17 protein-coding genes are annotated in these 19,354 nt (G+C 40.4%); 2 read left to right on the top strand and 15 right to left on the bottom strand.

All coding sequences use genetic code 11. The features are described 5' to 3' along the window. Positions 1-49: 49 nt before the first annotated feature. The 13 genes from ACWTVK_RS04910 to ACWTVK_RS04850 form a co-directional block, all read right to left on the bottom strand. Positions 50-1,129, bottom strand: a complete 1,080-nt coding sequence (locus ACWTVK_RS04910) for a DUF805 domain-containing protein (protein WP_456046122.1) — start codon at positions 1,127-1,129, stop codon at positions 50-52. 177 nt (positions 1,130-1,306) lie between these two features. Further along, positions 1,307-2,098, bottom strand: a complete 792-nt coding sequence (locus ACWTVK_RS04905) for a uracil-DNA glycosylase (RefSeq protein ID WP_456046121.1) — start codon at positions 2,096-2,098, stop codon at positions 1,307-1,309. A gap of 456 nt (positions 2,099-2,554) precedes the next feature. After that, positions 2,555-3,328 (bottom strand): ABC transporter ATP-binding protein, encoded by a 774-nt coding sequence (locus ACWTVK_RS04900; RefSeq protein ID WP_105081743.1) that lies wholly within the window; start codon positions 3,326-3,328, stop codon positions 2,555-2,557. Between the two features lie 11 nt (positions 3,329-3,339). Then, positions 3,340-4,092 carry an ABC transporter permease gene (locus ACWTVK_RS04895; protein WP_005381247.1) on the bottom strand — a complete coding sequence of 251 codons (753 nt, stop codon included), beginning with the start codon at positions 4,090-4,092 and terminating at the stop codon, positions 3,340-3,342. A 10-nt stretch (positions 4,093-4,102) separates the two neighbouring features. After that, a complete protein-coding gene (locus ACWTVK_RS04890) occupies positions 4,103-5,056 on the bottom strand; it encodes an ABC transporter substrate-binding protein (protein ID WP_456046120.1) in 954 nt (317 codons plus the stop codon). 407 nt (positions 5,057-5,463) lie between these two features. Next, the gene (locus tag ACWTVK_RS04885) at positions 5,464-7,095 is read right to left on the bottom strand and encodes an ArnT family glycosyltransferase (RefSeq protein WP_456046119.1); all 1,632 of its coding nucleotides are present in this window, start codon (positions 7,093-7,095) and stop codon (positions 5,464-5,466) included. A 10-nt stretch (positions 7,096-7,105) separates the two neighbouring features. After that, positions 7,106-7,693 (bottom strand): DedA family protein, encoded by a 588-nt coding sequence (locus tag ACWTVK_RS04880; RefSeq protein ID WP_456046118.1) that lies wholly within the window; start codon positions 7,691-7,693, stop codon positions 7,106-7,108. Positions 7,694-7,854: 161 nt separating this feature from the next. Next, complete coding sequence (locus ACWTVK_RS04875) at positions 7,855-8,076, bottom strand: DUF2922 domain-containing protein (RefSeq protein ID WP_009352278.1); 222 nt, start codon at positions 8,074-8,076, stop codon at positions 7,855-7,857. 252 nt (positions 8,077-8,328) lie between these two features. Continuing rightward, positions 8,329-8,535, bottom strand: a complete 207-nt coding sequence (locus ACWTVK_RS04870) for a DUF1659 domain-containing protein (protein ID WP_009352393.1) — start codon at positions 8,533-8,535, stop codon at positions 8,329-8,331. A gap of 320 nt (positions 8,536-8,855) precedes the next feature. Then, positions 8,856-9,602 (bottom strand): hypothetical protein, encoded by a 747-nt coding sequence (locus tag ACWTVK_RS04865; RefSeq protein ID WP_456046117.1) that lies wholly within the window; start codon positions 9,600-9,602, stop codon positions 8,856-8,858. 414 nt (positions 9,603-10,016) lie between these two features. Beyond that, complete coding sequence (locus ACWTVK_RS04860) at positions 10,017-10,892, bottom strand: CoB--CoM heterodisulfide reductase iron-sulfur subunit B family protein (RefSeq protein WP_060923769.1); 876 nt, start codon at positions 10,890-10,892, stop codon at positions 10,017-10,019. Then, positions 10,892-11,854, bottom strand: a complete 963-nt coding sequence (locus tag ACWTVK_RS04855; RefSeq protein ID WP_005385096.1) for a succinate dehydrogenase/fumarate reductase iron-sulfur subunit — start codon at positions 11,852-11,854, stop codon at positions 10,892-10,894. Before ACWTVK_RS04855 ends, ACWTVK_RS04860 begins: the two co-directional genes overlap by 1 nt. 1 nt (position 11,855) lies before the next feature. Beyond that, the gene (locus tag ACWTVK_RS04850; RefSeq protein ID WP_456046116.1) at positions 11,856-13,574 is read right to left on the bottom strand and encodes an FAD-binding protein; all 1,719 of its coding nucleotides are present in this window, start codon (positions 13,572-13,574) and stop codon (positions 11,856-11,858) included. A gap of 887 nt (positions 13,575-14,461) precedes the next feature. On the opposite strand from ACWTVK_RS04850, the gene ACWTVK_RS04845 reads away from it, so the two are divergent. Then, the gene (locus ACWTVK_RS04845) at positions 14,462-15,136 is read left to right on the top strand and encodes a response regulator transcription factor (RefSeq protein ID WP_024066445.1); all 675 of its coding nucleotides are present in this window, start codon (positions 14,462-14,464) and stop codon (positions 15,134-15,136) included. Further along, the gene (locus tag ACWTVK_RS04840) at positions 15,114-16,529 is read left to right on the top strand and encodes a sensor histidine kinase (protein ID WP_303940137.1); all 1,416 of its coding nucleotides are present in this window, start codon (positions 15,114-15,116) and stop codon (positions 16,527-16,529) included. Before ACWTVK_RS04845 ends, ACWTVK_RS04840 begins: the two co-directional genes overlap by 23 nt. A 178-nt stretch (positions 16,530-16,707) precedes the next feature. Here ACWTVK_RS04840 and ACWTVK_RS04835 read toward each other — a convergent pair whose 3' ends face one another. Together ACWTVK_RS04835 and ACWTVK_RS04830 are read right to left on the bottom strand one after the other, a co-directional pair. After that, the gene (locus ACWTVK_RS04835; RefSeq protein ID WP_456046115.1) at positions 16,708-18,021 is read right to left on the bottom strand and encodes a DUF445 domain-containing protein; all 1,314 of its coding nucleotides are present in this window, start codon (positions 18,019-18,021) and stop codon (positions 16,708-16,710) included. Further along, positions 18,018-19,253 carry a DUF445 family protein gene (locus tag ACWTVK_RS04830; RefSeq protein ID WP_456046114.1) on the bottom strand — a complete coding sequence of 412 codons (1,236 nt, stop codon included), beginning with the start codon at positions 19,251-19,253 and terminating at the stop codon, positions 18,018-18,020. Before ACWTVK_RS04830 ends, ACWTVK_RS04835 begins: the two co-directional genes overlap by 4 nt. Positions 19,254-19,354: the final 101 nt, after the last annotated feature.

Genomic DNA, 19,354 nt, shown 5'->3' with positions numbered 1-19,354 from the left:
AACAAAAGAGGGTAGCCCCCATGTTAACGCTATTTAGATATATCATATTCTATTTGTCATCATCTGGCATAGTTTTGTAAAATCCTTCGATACGCCACACACCATTCTCTTCAATGACAGAAATATAGCGCTTCATCGGCGTTGATTCTACAACACCGGCGCCAACCTTTGTGGTTTGTAGGTTTGCATCAAAGACAATGCGCTTCAAATCTCCTGTGCGACTCACCCGTGTAACACCTAAGGATACTACATCCACCTTTGGTGCCTGTTTCATGGACTCTAGCCATTTTTGCTTTTCCACTGGATTTGTACTAGTTTGGCTCATGATATAGGTGAAAGCCTTATCATAGTCCTTATTATTTACAGAATCAAAATAATTCTGTACAGAAGCACGCGATGCTTCCACACTACCAGCACCAACGATAGAGTTTGTAAACCATCCGTCAGGGAATACCTCATTAGCTGGTCCCATCGCACGTAAAGATGCGCCAAATACACAGATTACAACAACAAGCAATACCACAAGAACACGTGTAGTTAAAGCACTACTCGTAGGAGATACTTTCATAATAGATGCCAAACGCTTATCTATGACGATATGTTGCAATGCGCTGCCATATTGATTATCCTGTGGCTGTCCTTTTACACATAACAAACCTAATAAGATCAAAGGCCCTACAAAGGGAATAAGAAACAACAACAAGGTAGCACTGCTTTTACCAGTATCATGGAGGCGTCGTACAGATAACGCAGCCAAAGGCATCAAGGATACTAAGCTGAGTATGGCAACGATAAGACCTGCCAATCCGATTAGATACGGTCCCGTATGGAATATGGTTGTCAAGCCATAAAACATCGCTAACAAGCCAATAATAGCAATATGCCACAACAACAGAAATTGGAAAAACTCTCTACGAGAGGCACGCCCATCCGTATCCATGAACTTTTTCCCCATTACATAGAGGAATGTATCTTTATAACTCATTTGGTAATGGGCGAAAGGATAGATTACATCGCCTTCTGGTGCGATACGCTCCACCTCTGTTGCTACTGTATACTGCCCACAGGTAGGGCAAAACATAGCCGCCTCATCACAATAATGACGGCAAGCATCACAATAACGTTTCATAAACTTCTCTCCAATACTCTATAAAAGGCACTCTTAATCTATAAAATTCTCTCTCAATTTCTAAAATGCACGCTTAAGCTCTCAAGATAATTGGTGCTTAACCACGTAACTAAAAAAGATACATATAGCTACATTCTTTTATATCTATTTCTTACTATTCTACCATTATGTACCGAACTATTTTAAGTACGCCTCAACGGCCTCAGCAAAGCCTTGGCGATATAGATTAGCTCCACCGTTCGCTGGATGGCGCAAGCCAATAGCAGACAGGCCAAATTTGCCCATCGTATCAGCAGACTTTTGACCTACAGCGAGCATAAGAGGTTCTACACCACCTAGCTCGAGATGTAAATCTAACAAGCGTTTTGTATAGGCCCAACCTAATTGTTGCTCTTTATCCGTAGGCGTCCGATTCGTCAGTGGATTTCCTTCCTTATGCGGGTGGAAGGGGAATATATTCCACAACAATGTGTCATAAGAATCGATGCCCTTTTCAATAATAGCACTCCACACCACAGTATCAGTAGGTTCATTAAAACCATCCTTTTGCTGTGTTCCTTTTAGCAAAGAGCTAGTAGGTGAACTAGTACGTTCCATCTGAATAGGCGTTACAGCCTTCGCACGAATGGTTTTGTGCTTATCTAACAACATTCTTTCACAAGTTATGGCAATACCTGTGAAGCGTCCCCCTTGATAGCCTACAGCCTCAGCCACTACAAAGACCTTAGCTCGACCTAAGCGGGGCAATAAATAAGCTACTAAATTATCTCGGCGCACCTGTGCCGCATCAAAGCCCTTTGTGACAATCTCTAAATCAGGATTTACCTCACCCCACGGATTATGGACAAGACTCCCCGAATACTGGGAGAGCCAATCTACAAAACCGCGTACCTTCTCTACACGCTCTGTATCAAAGGATCTTATATATTCATCAAAAGACAAGGTCTTCTCTAACTCAAATAAAGACATACAGCCTCCAATTTAAATTTCATAGGTTATTACCGATATATATCTACTATACATGATAATTACACGAATTGCATAAGAAATATATAGTTATATGTACTACAATCAAGATGTCACCATCTCTAATCCGAGAAGTACGGTGCAGTAAGGAGGTGACACTATGGAAGAAATCTTCTTACTCTTTATATTACCTATTATGACAAATGTAATTAGCTACTACACTTGTAAATTGCTCGATAGGTATTTTAAATGGTGATGAGCATCGGGTTATCTCCGTAATCAGATAAACAAAGAACCACCCAAGGACGTCGAAATACTTGGGTGGTTCTTTTAAGGTGTACACTAATGGAACTCCTTACTCTTTTAGCTACTTATAGTATACATTATTTTAGAGTTTTGTCTATTATAAAACACCCAAGAGTGTAAAACTCCTTGGGTGTTTCGTTAAGGCATATATAACTAAATATAGAACTCGATTTTGTCTTCTTTTGCCAGTTGGAATTGTTCGAAGATGTGGTTCCGAATATTAACAAAGTTTGGCGATGTACGGTCTGTTCTATCTATGATGTTTACAGGGATGATAGTTTGTACTCGACCTGGATTTGCGGCTAGTACTACAACGCGATCCGCAAGGACTACGGCTTCTTCAATGTCGTGAGTAACGAATACAACTGTTTTACCTTCTTCACGGCAGATGCGAGAGATTTCATCTTGCAAGTTGATGCGTGTCAACGCATCAAGGGCACCTAGTGGTTCGTCCATGAAGATAATATCAGGATCAACCGCTAGTGCACGAGCAATGGATACACGTTGTTGCATGCCCCCAGATAGTTCTGCAGGATAGCGATTGCGAGCGTGATCGAGGCCTACCATTTTAACGTATTTGTCGATGATAGCAGGGCGCTCTTCTTTAGGCACCTTTTTACTTTCAAGACCTAGCTCGATATTGCTTTCCACTGTACGCCACGGCAACAAGCCATAGTTTTGAAATACCGTTACATATCTGAGTTGAGGGGCTTTTACCTCTTCACCATCGATCGTAATGGAACCAGATGTAACGAGCTCAAAGCCAGCTATAGCATTTAATAGCGTACTTTTACCAGAACCAGAAGGGCCTAGAAGGCAAATAAACTCGCCCTTTTCAATATCTAAGTTAATATCTTCAAGAATGGTGAGTGGTTCCCCATCTTTCATAAATTCCTTGTGTGCATTGCGCACCGAAATGTAACCCATGAGGCCACCTCCTATTTCTCAATACCCCAACGTTTGTAAATCCATTTTTCGATGAGGGACACGCCCCAATCGAGTAAAAGCCCAACGAAACCGATGGTTAAAATGGCTACCATCAAGAGATCGTTACGCAAGTTATTTCTCATATCAATAATGAGGAACCCAAGGCCCGTTTGAGAGCCTACCATTTCCCCTGTTACAAGGAAAATCCACGCTGTACCGAGAGCGATGTGAAGACCCGATGCAATGCCTGGGAATACGGCAGGTAATACGATTTTAAATAACAGTTCTGGCTGTTTAATACCAAAGTTGCGCGCTACCTTGATGTACACAGGGTCAATATTTTGAATAGCAGACACGGTGGACAATAGCACCGGGAAGAATGCTGCGATAAAGATGATAACGATAGCTGGTGCTTGTCCGATACCGAAGAAGAGAACGATAAAGGGCAACCACGCCACAGGAGAAATTGGTCGAATGACTTGAACGATTGGATTGATGTAGTTCCAAATCCCCTTATACCACCCCAAGATAAGGCCGAAGAATACACCAGCCACAACAGAAATGATGTAACCGATGAAGAACCGTACTAAACTATCTGCAATATCCTTAAAGAGGACACCGTCTCCAATGAGTTCACCAAATCCGACCAACACCTTATACGGCGTTGGCAATAGCGCTTCATTAAAACCGCCGAGGCAAACGATTAACTCCCAAATTAGCCAAGCTGCGATAAATGAACCTGGCACATATGTATATTTCTTCATGGTCCCCCTCCTATGGTAACAATGATTGATCTACAAACTCTGAATAGGCCGGCACTTTTTTGATTAAATCAATATGTGTCATGTGATGCACAAGCGCATTATAACGGTCCTCTGTAAGGGCTAAATCTTTAAACCCAATCACTTTGAGGGAACGTTCAATAACTGGGTCATTAAACTTCATGTACTTTAAGGAAATCTCTTCTTGTGCCTTTGGATGCTCATCTAGGTATTTACCTGCATCAAGATAGGCTTTTGTGAAAGCTTTTGCCAAGTCATGATGTTCATCGACGAATTGACCATTAAACACAAGAGCACAGCAAATATTATCATGCCAGAGATGGTCAGGATCTTCGAAGACCTTCCCAGTTCCCATTTCAATGGCTAGAGAGCCAAATGGTTCGGCTACACTATACCCAGCAATTTGTCCTACCGATAGAGCAGAAGGCATTTCTGGAGGGCTCATTTCTACGATTTGTACATCTTTTTCAGAAAGACCCGCTTCTTCAAGCATGCAATCCACGAGAATTTTTTGAGTAGATTGTTTATGAGGGATAGCAAAGGATTTGCCTTTTAAGTCTTGAACGGAGTTAATATCCTTATTTACGATGATAATATTACCCTCTGTATGACCAAGTGCAGCAGCACGGACATCAATACCTTGTTCACGAGCCTTTACGCCAAGTTCAACAAGAACAGCTGCGGCATCTACCTTACCAGTATTTAACGCATCCATGAGCTCTGGCCAAGATCCATATTTAACAAGCTCTACATGTACAGGACCATCTGCCGTTTCTAATTCTTTTGTAGCGAATACCGGCAATGCATGGGTAATTGGTAAATAGGCTACGCGTACAGTCTTTAATTCTTGAGCCGTCTTTGGTTTATGGTGTTCATGATAACCATAGGCTATGCAGCCAATAACCAAGAGAACCACTCCGATGATTAGATACCAGGTCTTCTTCATAACTTCCCCTCTTTCTACCTCATAACAAGGGGCGTTTTTGACACATGTCATTTTTCACACTTTTCTAAAACCTAGATGAAGTCTGGTTCTAGAACACCTTGTCTTCTAAACTCATTTATACCCTACTATATCAATATGTATTAATTATGTCAATAAAACATAGCAATATTGTAGGTATTATTATTTGAGTACGAAATACATCAATATAAGCCAGAATACCTAGGATCAAATATATATATATATATCAATAATCCATTCAATCTCTCCAACCACTTTTGACTTATCACAAACTACAATCATTTAGATACATCATACATACAGTCATCTATATACAAAAAATAGGTAGCACCCAAAGGATGCTACCTATCTACTAGTCGTTATTTACTTGTTAGACTTTCTTGTTAAACTTACTTGAATATAGTCTTTTTATTCAATACATATACCTCAGCTGTACCAGCTTCGCTAGACTCAGATACATTTGGATAGATTGTAGACTGACGGAAGTGCTTGATTTCACCTTTTGGAACGATGAGCATTAGAGGTTTACCAGAGGCGATTATCTTGTTAAATTCCTCTTCATTAACTTGTTCCATAAGATATTTCTTTGACCATTCAGCACTGCGTTTTTTCAATTTATCTCGATCATCCCAGCGACTTTCATCACCGTTGATTTTAATAATCTTATGACCTGTATAGTATACAGCAGATGTACTGTACCCGTTGTAGTAATAGATATCCCCATCATAGGAATCTACCACAGGTACTACATCGATATTACTACGCTGCTTTACAAATGGTTCTAACCCTTCTACCACAACAATGGAAGAAATAACCATCGTACCTAGAACAATGATACTAACAAGGCGATACCCTTTTTTCGTATACCATGCGTGGAATAACAAGAGTACGGCTACGGCCGCCACAACATAGAGCAAGAAATAAAAGCCCCATGGAGCAAAGAATGATCCCGCTACATAAGCAATCCATAAGAGTAAGGTAGGTCCCATAATGACCCATTTAACCGCTCTAGATTTACCTTTACGTATAATCTTCATAACGCCCATAGCGCCGATAGCACTAAAGGGAACTAAGCTCACAAATGTATATAAAGGATATTTTGTAGCCATTAAGGTATAGAATAAAAGGATACCTACGCCCCAAGTCATGTTATAGATAAAGCCAGTATGTCGTTGTTTAAAACCATCAATCATACCGTAAATAACGGCACCAGTCCACGGCAAAGAAGCCCCTAAGAAGATGGCGATATAATACCACCATACATTATCTTCCGGATGCTCAGATTGCGTGGCCCGTGTTACATTGTGAAGCCCTAAAAAGCCATTGATAAAATCTTGCCCGTGAACGCTGTACATATACACATACCACGGCAAGCAGACTACACAAAAGGCAAGAATGCCACGCCAATCAAAGATAGCTTTCACCATCGACCAAGAACGATTGATACCGGCAAAGACAAGTAAAATCATCCCCGGCAAGACAAGTGCTACAGGCCCCTTTGTGAGCACCCCGAGGGCTGCAAAGATATAGGCCACAATCATAGCATGTGGTTTCTGTTCCACCATCCCCTTATAGGAATAAATCATGACCATGATCGTCGTATAAAGTAGCACCATGTCCGTAATAACTCCATGAGCTACGGTCCAGAACATGAGGGATGTACCAAGAACACCGGCCCCAATTAAGCCTAGGGCCCACTTGCCGCTCATAGTACGCATCGATTGGTACATAGTCGCTACAGATAAAGCACCAAAGATAGCACTTGGTAAACGAACCACCCAATCAGCGATACCAAAGATTTTAAATCCAAGGGCAATGAGCCAATAAATCATAATCGGTTTATCGTACCAATAGGTGCCGTAAATTTGAGGTGACAACCAATCTCCGGAGAGAACCATTTCCTTAGCAGTTAACGCATAGTTAGATTCCACCGGATCCGTAACAGGCAACATATTATTGCCAAACAGATAAAAAACAAGCCATACAATAAATACGACTGGCGTTAATCGTGAAAGTTTCATAAGGGCCTCCTTATCGGCGATTGCGATAGTATTTAAAGCCCAATACAGCCGCTATAATAACGAATACAACAATCATAACAATCAAGAATTCATGATTGTATTGGATAAGATCCTTCCAATTTTCACCGAGCACTTTACCCAAGTAAACAAGAAGGATTGTCCAAGGAATCGTGCCTAGTACAGTCCAAATGACAAAATGCCACATAGGATAACGAGCCATGCCAGCTGGGAAAGAAATAAATGTACGAACACCTGGCAACAAACGGCCAAAGAACACCGCGGCGCCACCATACTTATTAAACATCTTTTCAGCGAGTTCAAATTTATATTCATTAAAGAATATGTATTTACCGTATTTCAAAAGAAATGGACGTCCGCCATACTCACCCATCCAGTAGGATAATATAGAGCCTACAATCCCTGCTAAAATACCTACAACCATAGTCGTATGTAAATCAAATATGCCCTGAGCAATCAGATATCCTGCAAAACCTAAGACGATTTCACTAGGAATAGGAATGTTAGCATTTTCCAAAACCATTGCAATAAACATGGCTCCATAGCCATACGTTTCCATAAATGAAATAATATATTCCACTGTTTTACCCCTTTTTAATCACCATCCGGGTCCATTATGCACAAATTTTTGGGCATAGTATTTTCATCATTACCATACCTATTCGGTATATCTTATATTTTACCATAATAAAAAGGCCCTCACCACAGGTGAAAGCCTTTTTACCATTTAACTGTATACGATTATTGCAATTCAGTAGTTTGAGTTGTTACTTCACGAGCCGTAGTAAATGCAGCAAGTTCTGCATCACCAGAACCAAGGATTACTTTGTTAGCTACTAGCGCATTAGCCGCTGTTTTAGCATCTTGTAAAGTAATTCCAGCACGAGGAGCACTAATTGTGACTGATGTGCTTTTACCACCGACCGTAGAAAATGTAAGATATACAACGCGTTTTTCCGCCATGTGGGCGCCTCCTTTCACGTATCATAAACAAGTTCTCGAATTTAGATAGAATAGGATGATTTCTGTAACTCTGCAATTCTGTAATTACATAAATTACACTTAGATTAAATATATCTATCTACAATTCATATCAATAAGGATGGGAATGTGTGGGTTTGCAATCTCTATATCCTGTTACGACTATGCGAGGATATAAAGACTGACAATAAGGATGTGTTTGGATCACCTAAAAAACGAATAGATGAGATTCAATTAATGTCCTAAAGATACTTCATTGACGCGGACCACGTCGGACAAGCTGTGGTCATACAATGCTGCCAGCGCATTACCAACGGTTTTTACATTATCGTCGGACGCTTCTTCTGCAACACGTGTATAGGTTACGTCTTTGTACTTCGGCGCATCTTCGGTGCCGATGTTAAAACGCAACACCAATTTAGTGCGTTTAATGTTAGCCATCGTATCACCTCCTTTCACCCTCTTATATTCCTGAGGTCCTCCTTCGACAACCCCCTCTAAAGTAATTACGGTAATCATTGTGAAAGTCAGAGAACAACAACTCTAAATCTATACTTCTTACAGTATTTATATAAATCTAACAAACAATACAGGAGCATACACGCTATAAACTTGTCATAAATACAGAAAAAGACCCTTACAAGTCATTAGCTATACAAATTAACTAACAACCGTAAAGGTCTACATAAGCCCATAAAGGGCAATGAAAATCTATAAAGTACTATAATCCATTATTAAGGTCTATGCTCAATAGATAAATACTATTCAGTTTTCAAGGCTAGCATAAAGTCATGTGCTTTTACAGCTGCTTCAGTATCTACAAAGTGTAGCGGGTTTAATAAGCGACAGAATTTAAAGAGATATTCATGTTTACGTAAAATTTCTTTTACATGTAACACCGTATCGCGCGCCGTACGAGCCGAACTATAGCCATTCATCATAGCGTATAGGTAAGAAATCGGTAGATTATCTTCACGCAAATAGCTATGCACAAAGATGAGTAAATCCCAACCTTGCGGTGTAAATTCAGGCCAACGACGACCATTTTCCCAATCTAATAAAGTAACCTTATCAGTATCTGGATCATAGGTGATATCTCGCATGGCAGGACGGCCATGGGACAAACCATAGTCATGAAGTTGCCCCAATGTTTTACCAAAGCTATAGAAGATATGAGTGACCATATCTTGTAAGCTATCATCATCAGGATGTTGCGCTGGCAATTCACTATAATAAGTTAATGTTTTACCAGACCCTTCTGTAACGAAATAATGCTCTCTAAAACCAGCAATCACTGGTGCTACAGGCAACTGAGTATTTACGAAGGAAATTTTATAAAACTCATAATCAAAAGAAGCTCTAGGAGCTGGTTTAATCCAACTAGAGCGGTGATTACCGATATCTTGTTTTACATAATAGGTTTTATCATTAAACTCTACAGGAAAAACACGATGGTCTTTCTCTTCATCGATTATGCGATCAATATATTCTAATAACATATCATTCATTATAGCCTCCCTGTGTATAACACTCTACAACACTAGTGTCCCTCAGCTATATATTTCAAAAAAATCTAATATAATAATTTACCCTCTTATTGTTATATTCCTCAAAACATATAGTATTAAAATAATTTATGAGTAATAACGTATTATCTATTACTCATTTAAATGTATACAATTAATGTATTTATTATACTACAATTATCATCTCATATCAAAGAGAATTCACTTCACCAATACAGATAAACACTGTATTATCGACAAACTCTTCATGTTAATATCAAACAACCCATCTTAGCTTTAGTCCACAAAAGAAAAACCCCCTAGCCTAAGCTAGGGGGTTCTTCTGGTAATTATGATAATAGGTTTAGATTTAAGACAATACGAGGACCAACTGAGGTCATGTCTAAATCAAACGAATTAACCAACGAATTTAGTCACTGCTGCAGTGTCAGTTAAGTGACGTTTAGGCATGCCCATTTCTTCAGGGGAAATACCAAGAGCAAGACCCACTAATTGGGACATGTGCAAGATTGGCATATCTTTGCCACCGCCAACAACTTCTTTTGCTTCTTTTTGGAACATATCAAGTTGCATTTGGCAAAGTGGGCAAGGAGTTACTACACAATCTGCGCCTTCTGTAGCTGCATCTTTGTTGATGGAGCCAGTCATTTGCATTACGGAATCATGTGCAGGGTATACAGCATGGAAACCGCAGCAATCAAGTTTACGGGAGAAGTCGATTGGTGTAGCGCCGATAGCAGAAATCAAATCCGCTAAGGATGTAGGCATTTGATAATCTTCAAAGCCCAATTCAGTTTGAGGACGAAGAATATGGCAACCATAGTATTCAGCTACACGTAAACCAGTTAAAGGTTTAACAACTTTAGCTTTCAATTTGTCCAAACCGTAATCGCGGATCAATACCCATAAGAAATGAGTGATATCAGTTGTACCACGGTATTGTTTACCGATTTGAGCTAATTTTTTGTTAACTTCGTTCTTTTCTTTTTCGTTTTTATCAAGCTCGTTTTTAGCTTCACGAAGCATCAAAGTACAAGTGTTACATACAGTTAAAAGGTTCAAACCTTTTTCTTCTGCCAATGCAATGTTACGAGCATTTGTGGCAAGTGTAATTTCTGGAGCGATGTCTTGAACGTGGGACGCGCCGCAGCAAGTCCAACCGTCAAGCTCTTCCAACTCGATGCCTAATTTTTTAGCTACAGCAACTGTTGCTAAGTAGTCTTCTTTGGCAGCGCTTTCAAGAACGCAACCTGGGAAAAATGCGTATTTCATTATTTGCTTACCTCCTCAGCTGCTTTCATAAGTCTGCGAACACCATCAATACCATTTACAGGTTTTTGAGGTACTACAAGTTCGAATGGATTGATTTTGCTGTGTTTCCACAAACGTAAAGCATAGAATGCTTGTTTAGCGGAATCAACAACACCATCAGATTTCAAGCTCATAGAAACTTCTTTCAAGCGACCAGTTTTGTAGAGATCGTCTTTGAAAGCAACTGCATGGCGAACGCCTTTGCTGTTAGTAAGACCAGCTTTTGTAGCTTCTTTACGCAAGTTGGAAATATCTTGAGCAGGTTTTAAGTGTTTAGGACAACGGGAGATACAGTTCATGCAGTGAACGCATTTCCAAAGACCGTTGTCGAATGCAGGTTGAATGTGAGCCATAGGTGCATCATCACGGCTATCCAATACGAAACGGTTAGCTTTTGTGAATACATATGGTTCTAAGAAGTCATCTTGACGTGCAGTCAATTTGTTACATTCAGATGCGCAGCAACCACAAAGGATACATTCTGTACCAGCAACGAATTTTTTGAAGTCAGCTGGAGTTTGGCGAACGATTTTGTCACCTTCGTTGAATTCTGCTTTAAGGAAGATCCAAGGAGCAACTGTTTTCAAACGATCAACTTTTGCTTCCCAGTCAACAACTAAGTCACGGATAACGCGGAAGTTGCCGATTGGTGCAATTGTCAATTCATCAGTACCATAACGTTCTGTTAATTCGTCGATTTTAGCTTCGCAACCAAGCATTGCTTCGCCATTTACGCGAATGGAGCAAGCGCCGCAAACTGCGGAACGGCAAGCTGCCAAGAATGTTAAAGTTGGATCTTGAGTATCTTTAATTTTTTGAAGGCCCCAAAGAATTGTACGGTCAGCTTCATAGTCAAATTTGAAAGTCTGTACAAACGCGCGACCTTGTTGGTAACGGTGAATATGGTAGGTGATTTGTCTCATCTTAGTACTTCCTTTCTTGTGGTTCGTATTTAGTGAACACTACGTCGCGTTCAGTCAATTCGTACTCGCCGTTAGCACCCAATTTGATCAAAGAGTGTTTTAAGTATCTTTCATCATTACGTTTTGGATGGTCTTCACGGATATGAGCACCACGAGATTCACGACGGTGTAAAGCGCCCATAGCAATAGCTTTAGCTACTGTTAACATGGAACCGATTTCACAATAGTTAACGAATGCCATGTTGTAAGTACGTTCAGGGTCACCTACATAACAAGTTTTGTAATCTTCGATCAATTGATCGATTTCTTTTAATGCTTCAGTAATACCATCTTCATTACGGAAGATACCTACTTTGTTCCACATTGCATCAGCCAATGCATCGCGGATTTCAACTACAGGACGACCGCCTTCACGAGATGTTACTTCAGTGAATTTAGCTTCCCAAGCTTTTGCAGCTGCAGCTAATTCTGCATCTACGTTAGGTTGTTCATGTGTTTCAGCATAGTCAGCTGCGCCAGCACCGGATACTTTACCGAATACTACGCCGTCTGCCAAGGAGTTACCACCTAAACGGTTAGCACCGTGGATGGAGATACAAGAAGCTTCGCCGGAGGAGAACAAACCAGGCAATTCACATGCACAAGTTTTGTAATCAACTACGTCGATACCGCCCATTGTATAGTGACATGTAGGACGAATAGGTACTGGTTGTACTAATGGATCGCAATGTTCGAAAGTCATAGCCAAGTCACGGATACCATGAAGTTTTTCAATGATAACTTCAGGGCCTAAGTGACGAAGGTCAGCTACTACATATGCGTTAAGACCAGAACCGAAACCACGACCTGCAGCAATTTCATCTTCGATTGCTTTCGCTACAACGTCACGGGATGCTAATTCCATTTTATTAGGCGCATATTTTTTCATGAAACGTTCGCCTTCAGAGTTAAGAAGGTAGCCACCTTCACCACGAACCGCTTCAGACATCAAGATACCAGTACGACCAAGACCAGTTGGATGGAATTGGATCATTTCCATATCTTTCAATGCATTACCAGCGCGGAATGCTGCTGCCATACCATCGCCTGTGGAAAGGAATGGGTTTGTAGTACGAGTCCAGAAAATACGACCTGCACCACCAGTAGACAAGATAACAGCTTTCGCTTTAATTTGTTCTACACGACCTTCTTTCATGTTCCAAACTACAGCGCCACCAACATGACCTTCTGCAGATTTAACAAGATCTAAAAGGTACCATTCTTGTAAGAAGTGTACGCCTTCTTTCAAGCATTGTTCATAAGTAGTATGCAAAATTATGTGACCAGTTTTATCCGCAGAGTAGCAAGTACGTGGATAAGATTGACCACCAAAGTTACGTTGAGCAATTTTGTTTTGCTCTGTACGAGAGAATGGAGCACCCATGTGGTCCATTTCAAGTACGCCTTCTGGACAACGAGAGCAGAAGAATTCGATTGCATCTTGGTCGCCAAGATAGTCAGAACCTTTTACTGTGTCGAAAGTATGTGTTTCGATTGTGTCTTCAGCTGCTACGTTATTCAAACAAGCATTTACACCGCCTTGCGCCATTGCTGTTGCAGAGCGGGTTGGGAAAATTTTAGTAATAAGAGCTACATTTAAGCCTTTGCGACGACCAACTTCAAGAGCCGCGCGTTGACCAGCGCCACCGCTACCTACTACTAGAACATCAAACTGTTCCATAATGACCTCCTCATAACTACCTATTAATAAGAAAACTTGTTAGACTATCTCATTTCAAAAACTTATAAAAATTTTTGATAACCTAATCATTTTTCTTTCAAGAAAAACCTCATACTTATGCGATTCTTCTTATTTCTTTACCTATAATTATAGAGAGCATTTTGTATGATGTCTAAACCCTATTATGCATAATTAATTTCGATTAATCTAATTGATAATTTATTTCACTTAATGTTTTTCTTGTTTACTTATGAACATTTAAAATAGATTTATGAATATTTCATACAAGAAGTTAAGGATATTACGAAAGTAATTCGGTTCCGAAATTTTTGTATATTTTTATTTCTTACAATACATCAACTAGCCCTATAAATACTGTGTTTGTTCAATATCGAAATCATTCATAATAATTAATATCCGTTAAATTCCTACCAAAACTACCTCGATTTTAACCATCGAAAATCATTAAATTTCTACGACTATCATTGGTATTTATCTCTCTGATAATTATTATCACAAGTTTTTCTAGTGATTTCTTTCACACTCGCCAAAATTGGTAAAATCAGGTCTATCTATGCGCATACGGCAATCTTCGATATAGTTCATCTTCATTCATTAGCAGAATTCATTAAGTTTCAAGTTTTTCCCGTCTTTTGGCTTTAAAAACATGAAGAAGGTGCTTATAAACTCGCATATACATTCATCTTTTGCTCATTCCTGTTGTATAAGGTATGATAATAGATAAATAAGTTATATAATATTATATATATATAGTCACCCTTATATGGTGTTGTGGCTTTCACAAAAAAGAAAGCTTATATATATAATGACTATATTAATGTAGTTGGAGAGCTATATTTTTAACTCATACATAAGGAGAACAGAGAATGAAAATTTTACTTGTAGAAGACGAAGAAATGCTAAATGGCATTACCGCCAAATATTTACGTGCAGAGAATATGACGGTTGATACATGCTTCAACGGTCAACAAGCGATTGATTATGTAAACACATCCAGCTATGACGTTATCGTTATGGATATCATGATGCCAATCCTCGATGGTATTAGTGCTCTTGCTCAAATGCGTAACGATGGTAATACAACACCTGTATTGCTTTTAACTGCAAAAGATTCCTTACAAGATAAAGTTACAGGTCTCAACACAGGTGCTGATGATTACCTTGTAAAACCATTTGATCTTGAAGAGTTAACTGCTCGTATCTATGCATTGGCTCGCCGTAACGCACGTCATGCACAAAATGATATCCATGTTGGTCCTCTTACTATCAATGTGCCTCAACGTACTGTTAAACGGGACGGCGAAACAATCACATTGACTGCAAAAGAATTCGACCTCTTATACTATTTAGCAAGTAACGAAAACATCGTATTATCCCGTCAACAAATTCTTGATCACGTTTGGGAATACGATTATGAAAGCTACTCTAATCTTATCGATGTATACATCAAAGATTTACGTAAAAAGATCGATACTGACGAGAATGTAAAACTCATTCAAACAGTTCGTGGAGTAGGGTATGTCCTCAAAACAGAAAACTAATGATCCTCACCGAGATCTAGATACCATGTCTGGGGCAGCTACCGATTTATTTAATCGGCTGCCCCTAACTTTTAAAATCATGTCTTGGTATACCATCTTCTTGCTTATCATTTTGATGGTTGCATCCGCATGGATTTATGCATATACGCACGAATCCGATAACAAAGAAGTTCGCGAGCGCTTACAGCAGCAAGCAATGATCATGGCTACGGATATCCGCAAATTTAAGCCGTACCAAGATAACACATTCTTCTTTGTATCAACCCAGGACGGCTATATCATTAAAGGTGCGCTACCAGATGGCTTCCCTAATCAAACAGTCCTATCCTTGGGTCAGGTTGGAGAAATCGCTGTTGGTGATGATACCTTCTACTACTACGATACACCGGTTAACGAACCAAATTATCGTGGTATTTTGCGCGCCGTTACAAAGGTAAAAACGGCCTCTAAAAAAACAGAAAACCTTTTATATAGTTTATTATTAGGTGATATCATATTCTTGTTGATTTCATCATTAGGCGGTTATCTATTCATCAAAAAAGGCCTCAAGCCGGTCCGAACCTTGACGAAAACAGCTAAGGTTATCGGTAAGAATAATGACTTAAGTCGCCGTATTGATATTCCATCCCGTACAGCACGGGATGAAATATACGAGCTCACTACCACATTTAACCGCATGCTTTCAGGCCTTGAAGACTCTTCCAATCGGGAGAAGCAATTTAGTTCTGACGTATCCCACGAATTACGCACACCGATTGCGGTTATTAAAGCAGAAAGTGAGTTTGCTTTAAAATACGGTCGTACAGAGGATGATTTACGTGAAGGTCTGACACATATCTTGGAACAAGCCAAGTTTATGACAAACCTCGTAAGCCAACTGCTCGATGTAGCACGCCTTGAAAATGCACATGACCTTAACTTATCGCCTGTAGATGTGTCGTTGATGTTAACGAATATGGTACATGACTATACACGGCTTTGTGCAGAAAATACAGAAAAGCAAATCACCATAACATCTCACATTGAGCCAAATCTACGTATGACAGCTCATGAAGTATCCTTGCGTCGAGCTATTACAAACTTAGTAGATAATGCTATCAAGTTTACGAACTCCACTATCGACATTTCAGCTAAGCTTGCAGGTGGTGAACTGATTATCACGGTAACAGATAACGGCATCGGTATCGAGCCGGAAAACCTCGAGCATATTTGGGATCGAATGTATCAAACAGAGCAATCTCGGAACAAGAAATCCAACCACGGTATCGGCCTTGGCCTGTACTTTGTAAATAAAGTTATTAACTTGCACCACGGCACAGTAACGGCCGCTAGTGAGCCACAAGTAAGAACTACATTTACAGTTCGATTGCCATACAATAGAATTGAAGAATAAGCTAAAGCTTACATACATATAACAAAACGCTAGCACAGAGACATCGTCTCGTTGCTAGCGTTTTTTTTGTATTATGTAGCGTTTTTGTATTATGTAGCGTTTTTGTATTATGTAGCGTTTTTGTATTATGTAGCGTTTTTGTATTATGTAGCGTTTATAGTATTTAACCTTGAATTGTTTAGCCTATGAATTGTTGCCATAGCGGCATATAAACGTATTCTAGGAAGGTCCATACAACAAGACCCGCTACAGCACCAACGATAGCACCGTTGATACGAATCCAGCTAAGGTCGTCCTCTACCTTAGATTCGATGAAGTAAATAAACTTCTCTGTGCTAAGGCCGCCGAGCACTTGGCGGATAATCGTTTCAATGAGGTCATAGCCTTGTTCAAGGACATAGACACCTATATCGTGTAATGTAACTTCAATACGGTTTCTAAGGTCTTCAGATTGACCGTATACGGTCCACAATTCTAGAGCGATATTAACTAATACTTGAGCTGGTGTCTCCCCATTTTCGTCCCCTACGAGTAATAGTTCTTCTACATACGGGCATAAATGGTTTTCAATGACAGATTCCCAGTCTTGTTCGCGAATCCAACGTTCCCACGCTTCATCAAGGGCATTACAAACTTCGCGATTATCTTCAATATTTCGAATCGGATCTACCCATTGGCGAAGCCATGCAGTCCGTTCAGGACTATTTGGGCGCTTCCAGTTTTCAAGCATAGCATAGGCCTCTTGAACGATAGCCTGTGCTAGCTCATGGTAGTTTACCACATCGGTCGCTTCAGACATGGAGATAAGGAAATCAGACCAGAAGCCTTTTCTCTTTTTCTTATGAGCCTCTTCTGCTACAACCGCTGTAAGCCATGTCACCATAGCTGGATGGTTAATACGTTCTTGAACTACGTTCAACACTTGTACAACCATGCCTTCGTAGCGATTATGTTCACATAAATCGAGCAAAACGTGTTTTAGCACAGGTACAAGGGAATGCTTCTCTAGCAAACCGCGAATGCGTTTTGCCCCCCACTGTGCCCATTCCTCGCTCGTTTGAGATTTCCATAATAGATGCAAACCTTGATGGATAACGAGACGCGCTGCCCGTTGCCCTTCAGGTGATAGCAAGAATTTTTCAAATAATGGGACAAATTCCACATTATTTAACAATACCTTACAACGATCCTTGGTAAGCATCTTTGTCTCAACCAGCTTAATAACACCATTGATAAGGCGATCTTTATTTCTTGGAATGAGCGCTGTATGGTATGGAAAACCTAATGGTTTACGGAACAAAGCAGTTACGGCAAACCAGTCGGCCACGCTGCCGATAAGGGCAGACTGCACCGCCCAGTAAAGCGGCTGGTACCAGCTTTCAGAACCAAAGAAAAATTGACCTACGAAAGCAAAACAGTACAATAGAGCAGTCAAACCAAGAATACCGTTTGCGCGCTGCCGCAGGGTGAGGGATTTCAAATATCTAATCATTTGAGCACCCCCTCTACAAAAATGGTCAAGCCGTAGAAGATGCCGCCTAGGACAGCCCCTACAAGAGAACCATTAATACGAACCATTTGGAGGTCGTAGTACATTTTACCTCGCACGATTTGGGTGATTTCATCTGGTGAATAACGTGACAATTCCTGCCCTACTACTCTATCGATGAGTGGATTTAATTTTTGTAACCACGGAATACTGCGAAGCAAGAAGAACCGTTCAAAAGGCGCCTGCTTGTCTGGATTTAGCAAGATTTCCGTACCGAGCACATTAAAGCGGTCCATAACGATGTCCATGAGGCGATTCCAGTCTACAGTATCGCCGTCGATGAGCTTGCCTTCCCATTCTTCGAGAACCATTCGGATCCATTGGTCTTTATGTTCTTCGATAAATGCTTGCCATTCCTTATTTGTTTCCAAATTATTGAAGAATCGAATCGCTTGGCCCCATACGTAGCGACCTAGCGCAGAATCGATGGACTCGTTTTCCTTGAGGAATTGAACAGCCTTTTTCTGCACCGTTTCCACCAATCGTTCTGGTGAAAGCCCGTCCCCACCAAAGGCAATAGCCAGTTCGCGGAAGAAGGAATCCTTCGTATAGGTTTTCATAATGTCCAGCATGACGCGATACAAATAAGGATATACCTGATTTGATGCGATAACACGCTGACAGGTACGGTTAAAGTAGAGCCAGAAAACACTTGCTGTTTGGCGTTCTAGCATGCAGCGGCCAAACAAGATAACGAGAGGCGTCGCCTTCCAGTTCGTAACGCCTTTATAAACAGCCTTGTTAATTTCTTGACGCATAGGCTCAATATCCATATGGGCTAAGACTTGATTACCTACACCGTACAAGATTTCTTTAATCTGACCTTGTCCTACATCACTCATGCCGTATTCGATAATACGGACCATGACGCGTTCTTTTTTTATAGCATAATACATCTGTGGCACGCGCAACAACTCTTCACTGAGCATGGTGCGTCCCATTTGAATGAGTCGCTCCTTGCTGCGCGGTAAAATGGCCGTCTTAAAAGGAACGCCTAAGGGCTTCGTAAAGAGTGCCGTTACCGCATACCAGTCCGCCAAGCCACCGATCATAGCCGCCCCAGATACGTGCATAATAAACGCCCAAAACATATCTTGCCGTTGTGGATATGAAATTAAAAATATAATAGCCATGACAACCAATAGGGTGGTTGCCACTGGTTTAGTTTTCATCATCACTTGATCCTAACTTACTGAATTACGTATATAGACTCTCCCCATATAACGTAGTGACCATATAGGTCACGAACTTTCACGAACTACAACTTGTGAAAGTA

The sequence above is a fragment of the Veillonella sp. Ser01 genome (assembly GCF_053850375.1).
This window is presented reverse-complemented; position numbering and strand designations above follow the sequence as displayed.

Bases quoted from the DNA above. Each gene is read 5' to 3' on its own strand.
- ACWTVK_RS04910 (WP_456046122.1), bottom strand. From the start codon at position 1,129: ATGAAACGTTATTGTGATGCTTGCCGTCATTATTGTGATGAGGCGGCT.
- ACWTVK_RS04905 (WP_456046121.1), bottom strand. From the start codon at position 2,098: ATGTCTTTATTTGAGTTAGAGAAGACCTTGTCTTTTGATGAATATATA.
- ACWTVK_RS04900 (WP_105081743.1), bottom strand. From the start codon at position 3,328: ATGGGTTACATTTCGGTGCGCAATGCACACAAGGAATTTATGAAAGAT.
- ACWTVK_RS04895 (WP_005381247.1), bottom strand. From the start codon at position 4,092: ATGAAGAAATATACATATGTGCCAGGTTCATTTATCGCAGCTTGGCTA.
- ACWTVK_RS04890 (WP_456046120.1), bottom strand. From the start codon at position 5,056: ATGAAGAAGACCTGGTATCTAATCATCGGAGTGGTTCTCTTGGTTATT.
- ACWTVK_RS04885 (WP_456046119.1), bottom strand. From the start codon at position 7,095: ATGAAACTTTCACGATTAACGCCAGTCGTATTTATTGTATGGCTTGTT.
- ACWTVK_RS04875 (WP_009352278.1), bottom strand. From the start codon at position 8,076: ATGGCGGAAAAACGCGTTGTATATCTTACATTTTCTACGGTCGGTGGT.
- ACWTVK_RS04870 (WP_009352393.1), bottom strand. From the start codon at position 8,535: ATGGCTAACATTAAACGCACTAAATTGGTGTTGCGTTTTAACATCGGC.
- ACWTVK_RS04865 (WP_456046117.1), bottom strand. From the start codon at position 9,602: ATGAATGATATGTTATTAGAATATATTGATCGCATAATCGATGAAGAG.
- ACWTVK_RS04860 (WP_060923769.1), bottom strand. From the start codon at position 10,892: ATGAAATACGCATTTTTCCCAGGTTGCGTTCTTGAAAGCGCTGCCAAA.
- ACWTVK_RS04855 (WP_005385096.1), bottom strand. From the start codon at position 11,854: ATGAGACAAATCACCTACCATATTCACCGTTACCAACAAGGTCGCGCG.
- ACWTVK_RS04850 (WP_456046116.1), bottom strand. From the start codon at position 13,574: ATGGAACAGTTTGATGTTCTAGTAGTAGGTAGCGGTGGCGCTGGTCAA.
- ACWTVK_RS04845 (WP_024066445.1), top strand. From the start codon at position 14,462: ATGAAAATTTTACTTGTAGAAGACGAAGAAATGCTAAATGGCATTACC.
- ACWTVK_RS04840 (WP_303940137.1), top strand. From the start codon at position 15,114: ATGTCCTCAAAACAGAAAACTAATGATCCTCACCGAGATCTAGATACC.
- ACWTVK_RS04835 (WP_456046115.1), bottom strand. From the start codon at position 18,021: ATGATTAGATATTTGAAATCCCTCACCCTGCGGCAGCGCGCAAACGGT.
- ACWTVK_RS04830 (WP_456046114.1), bottom strand. From the start codon at position 19,253: ATGATGAAAACTAAACCAGTGGCAACCACCCTATTGGTTGTCATGGCT.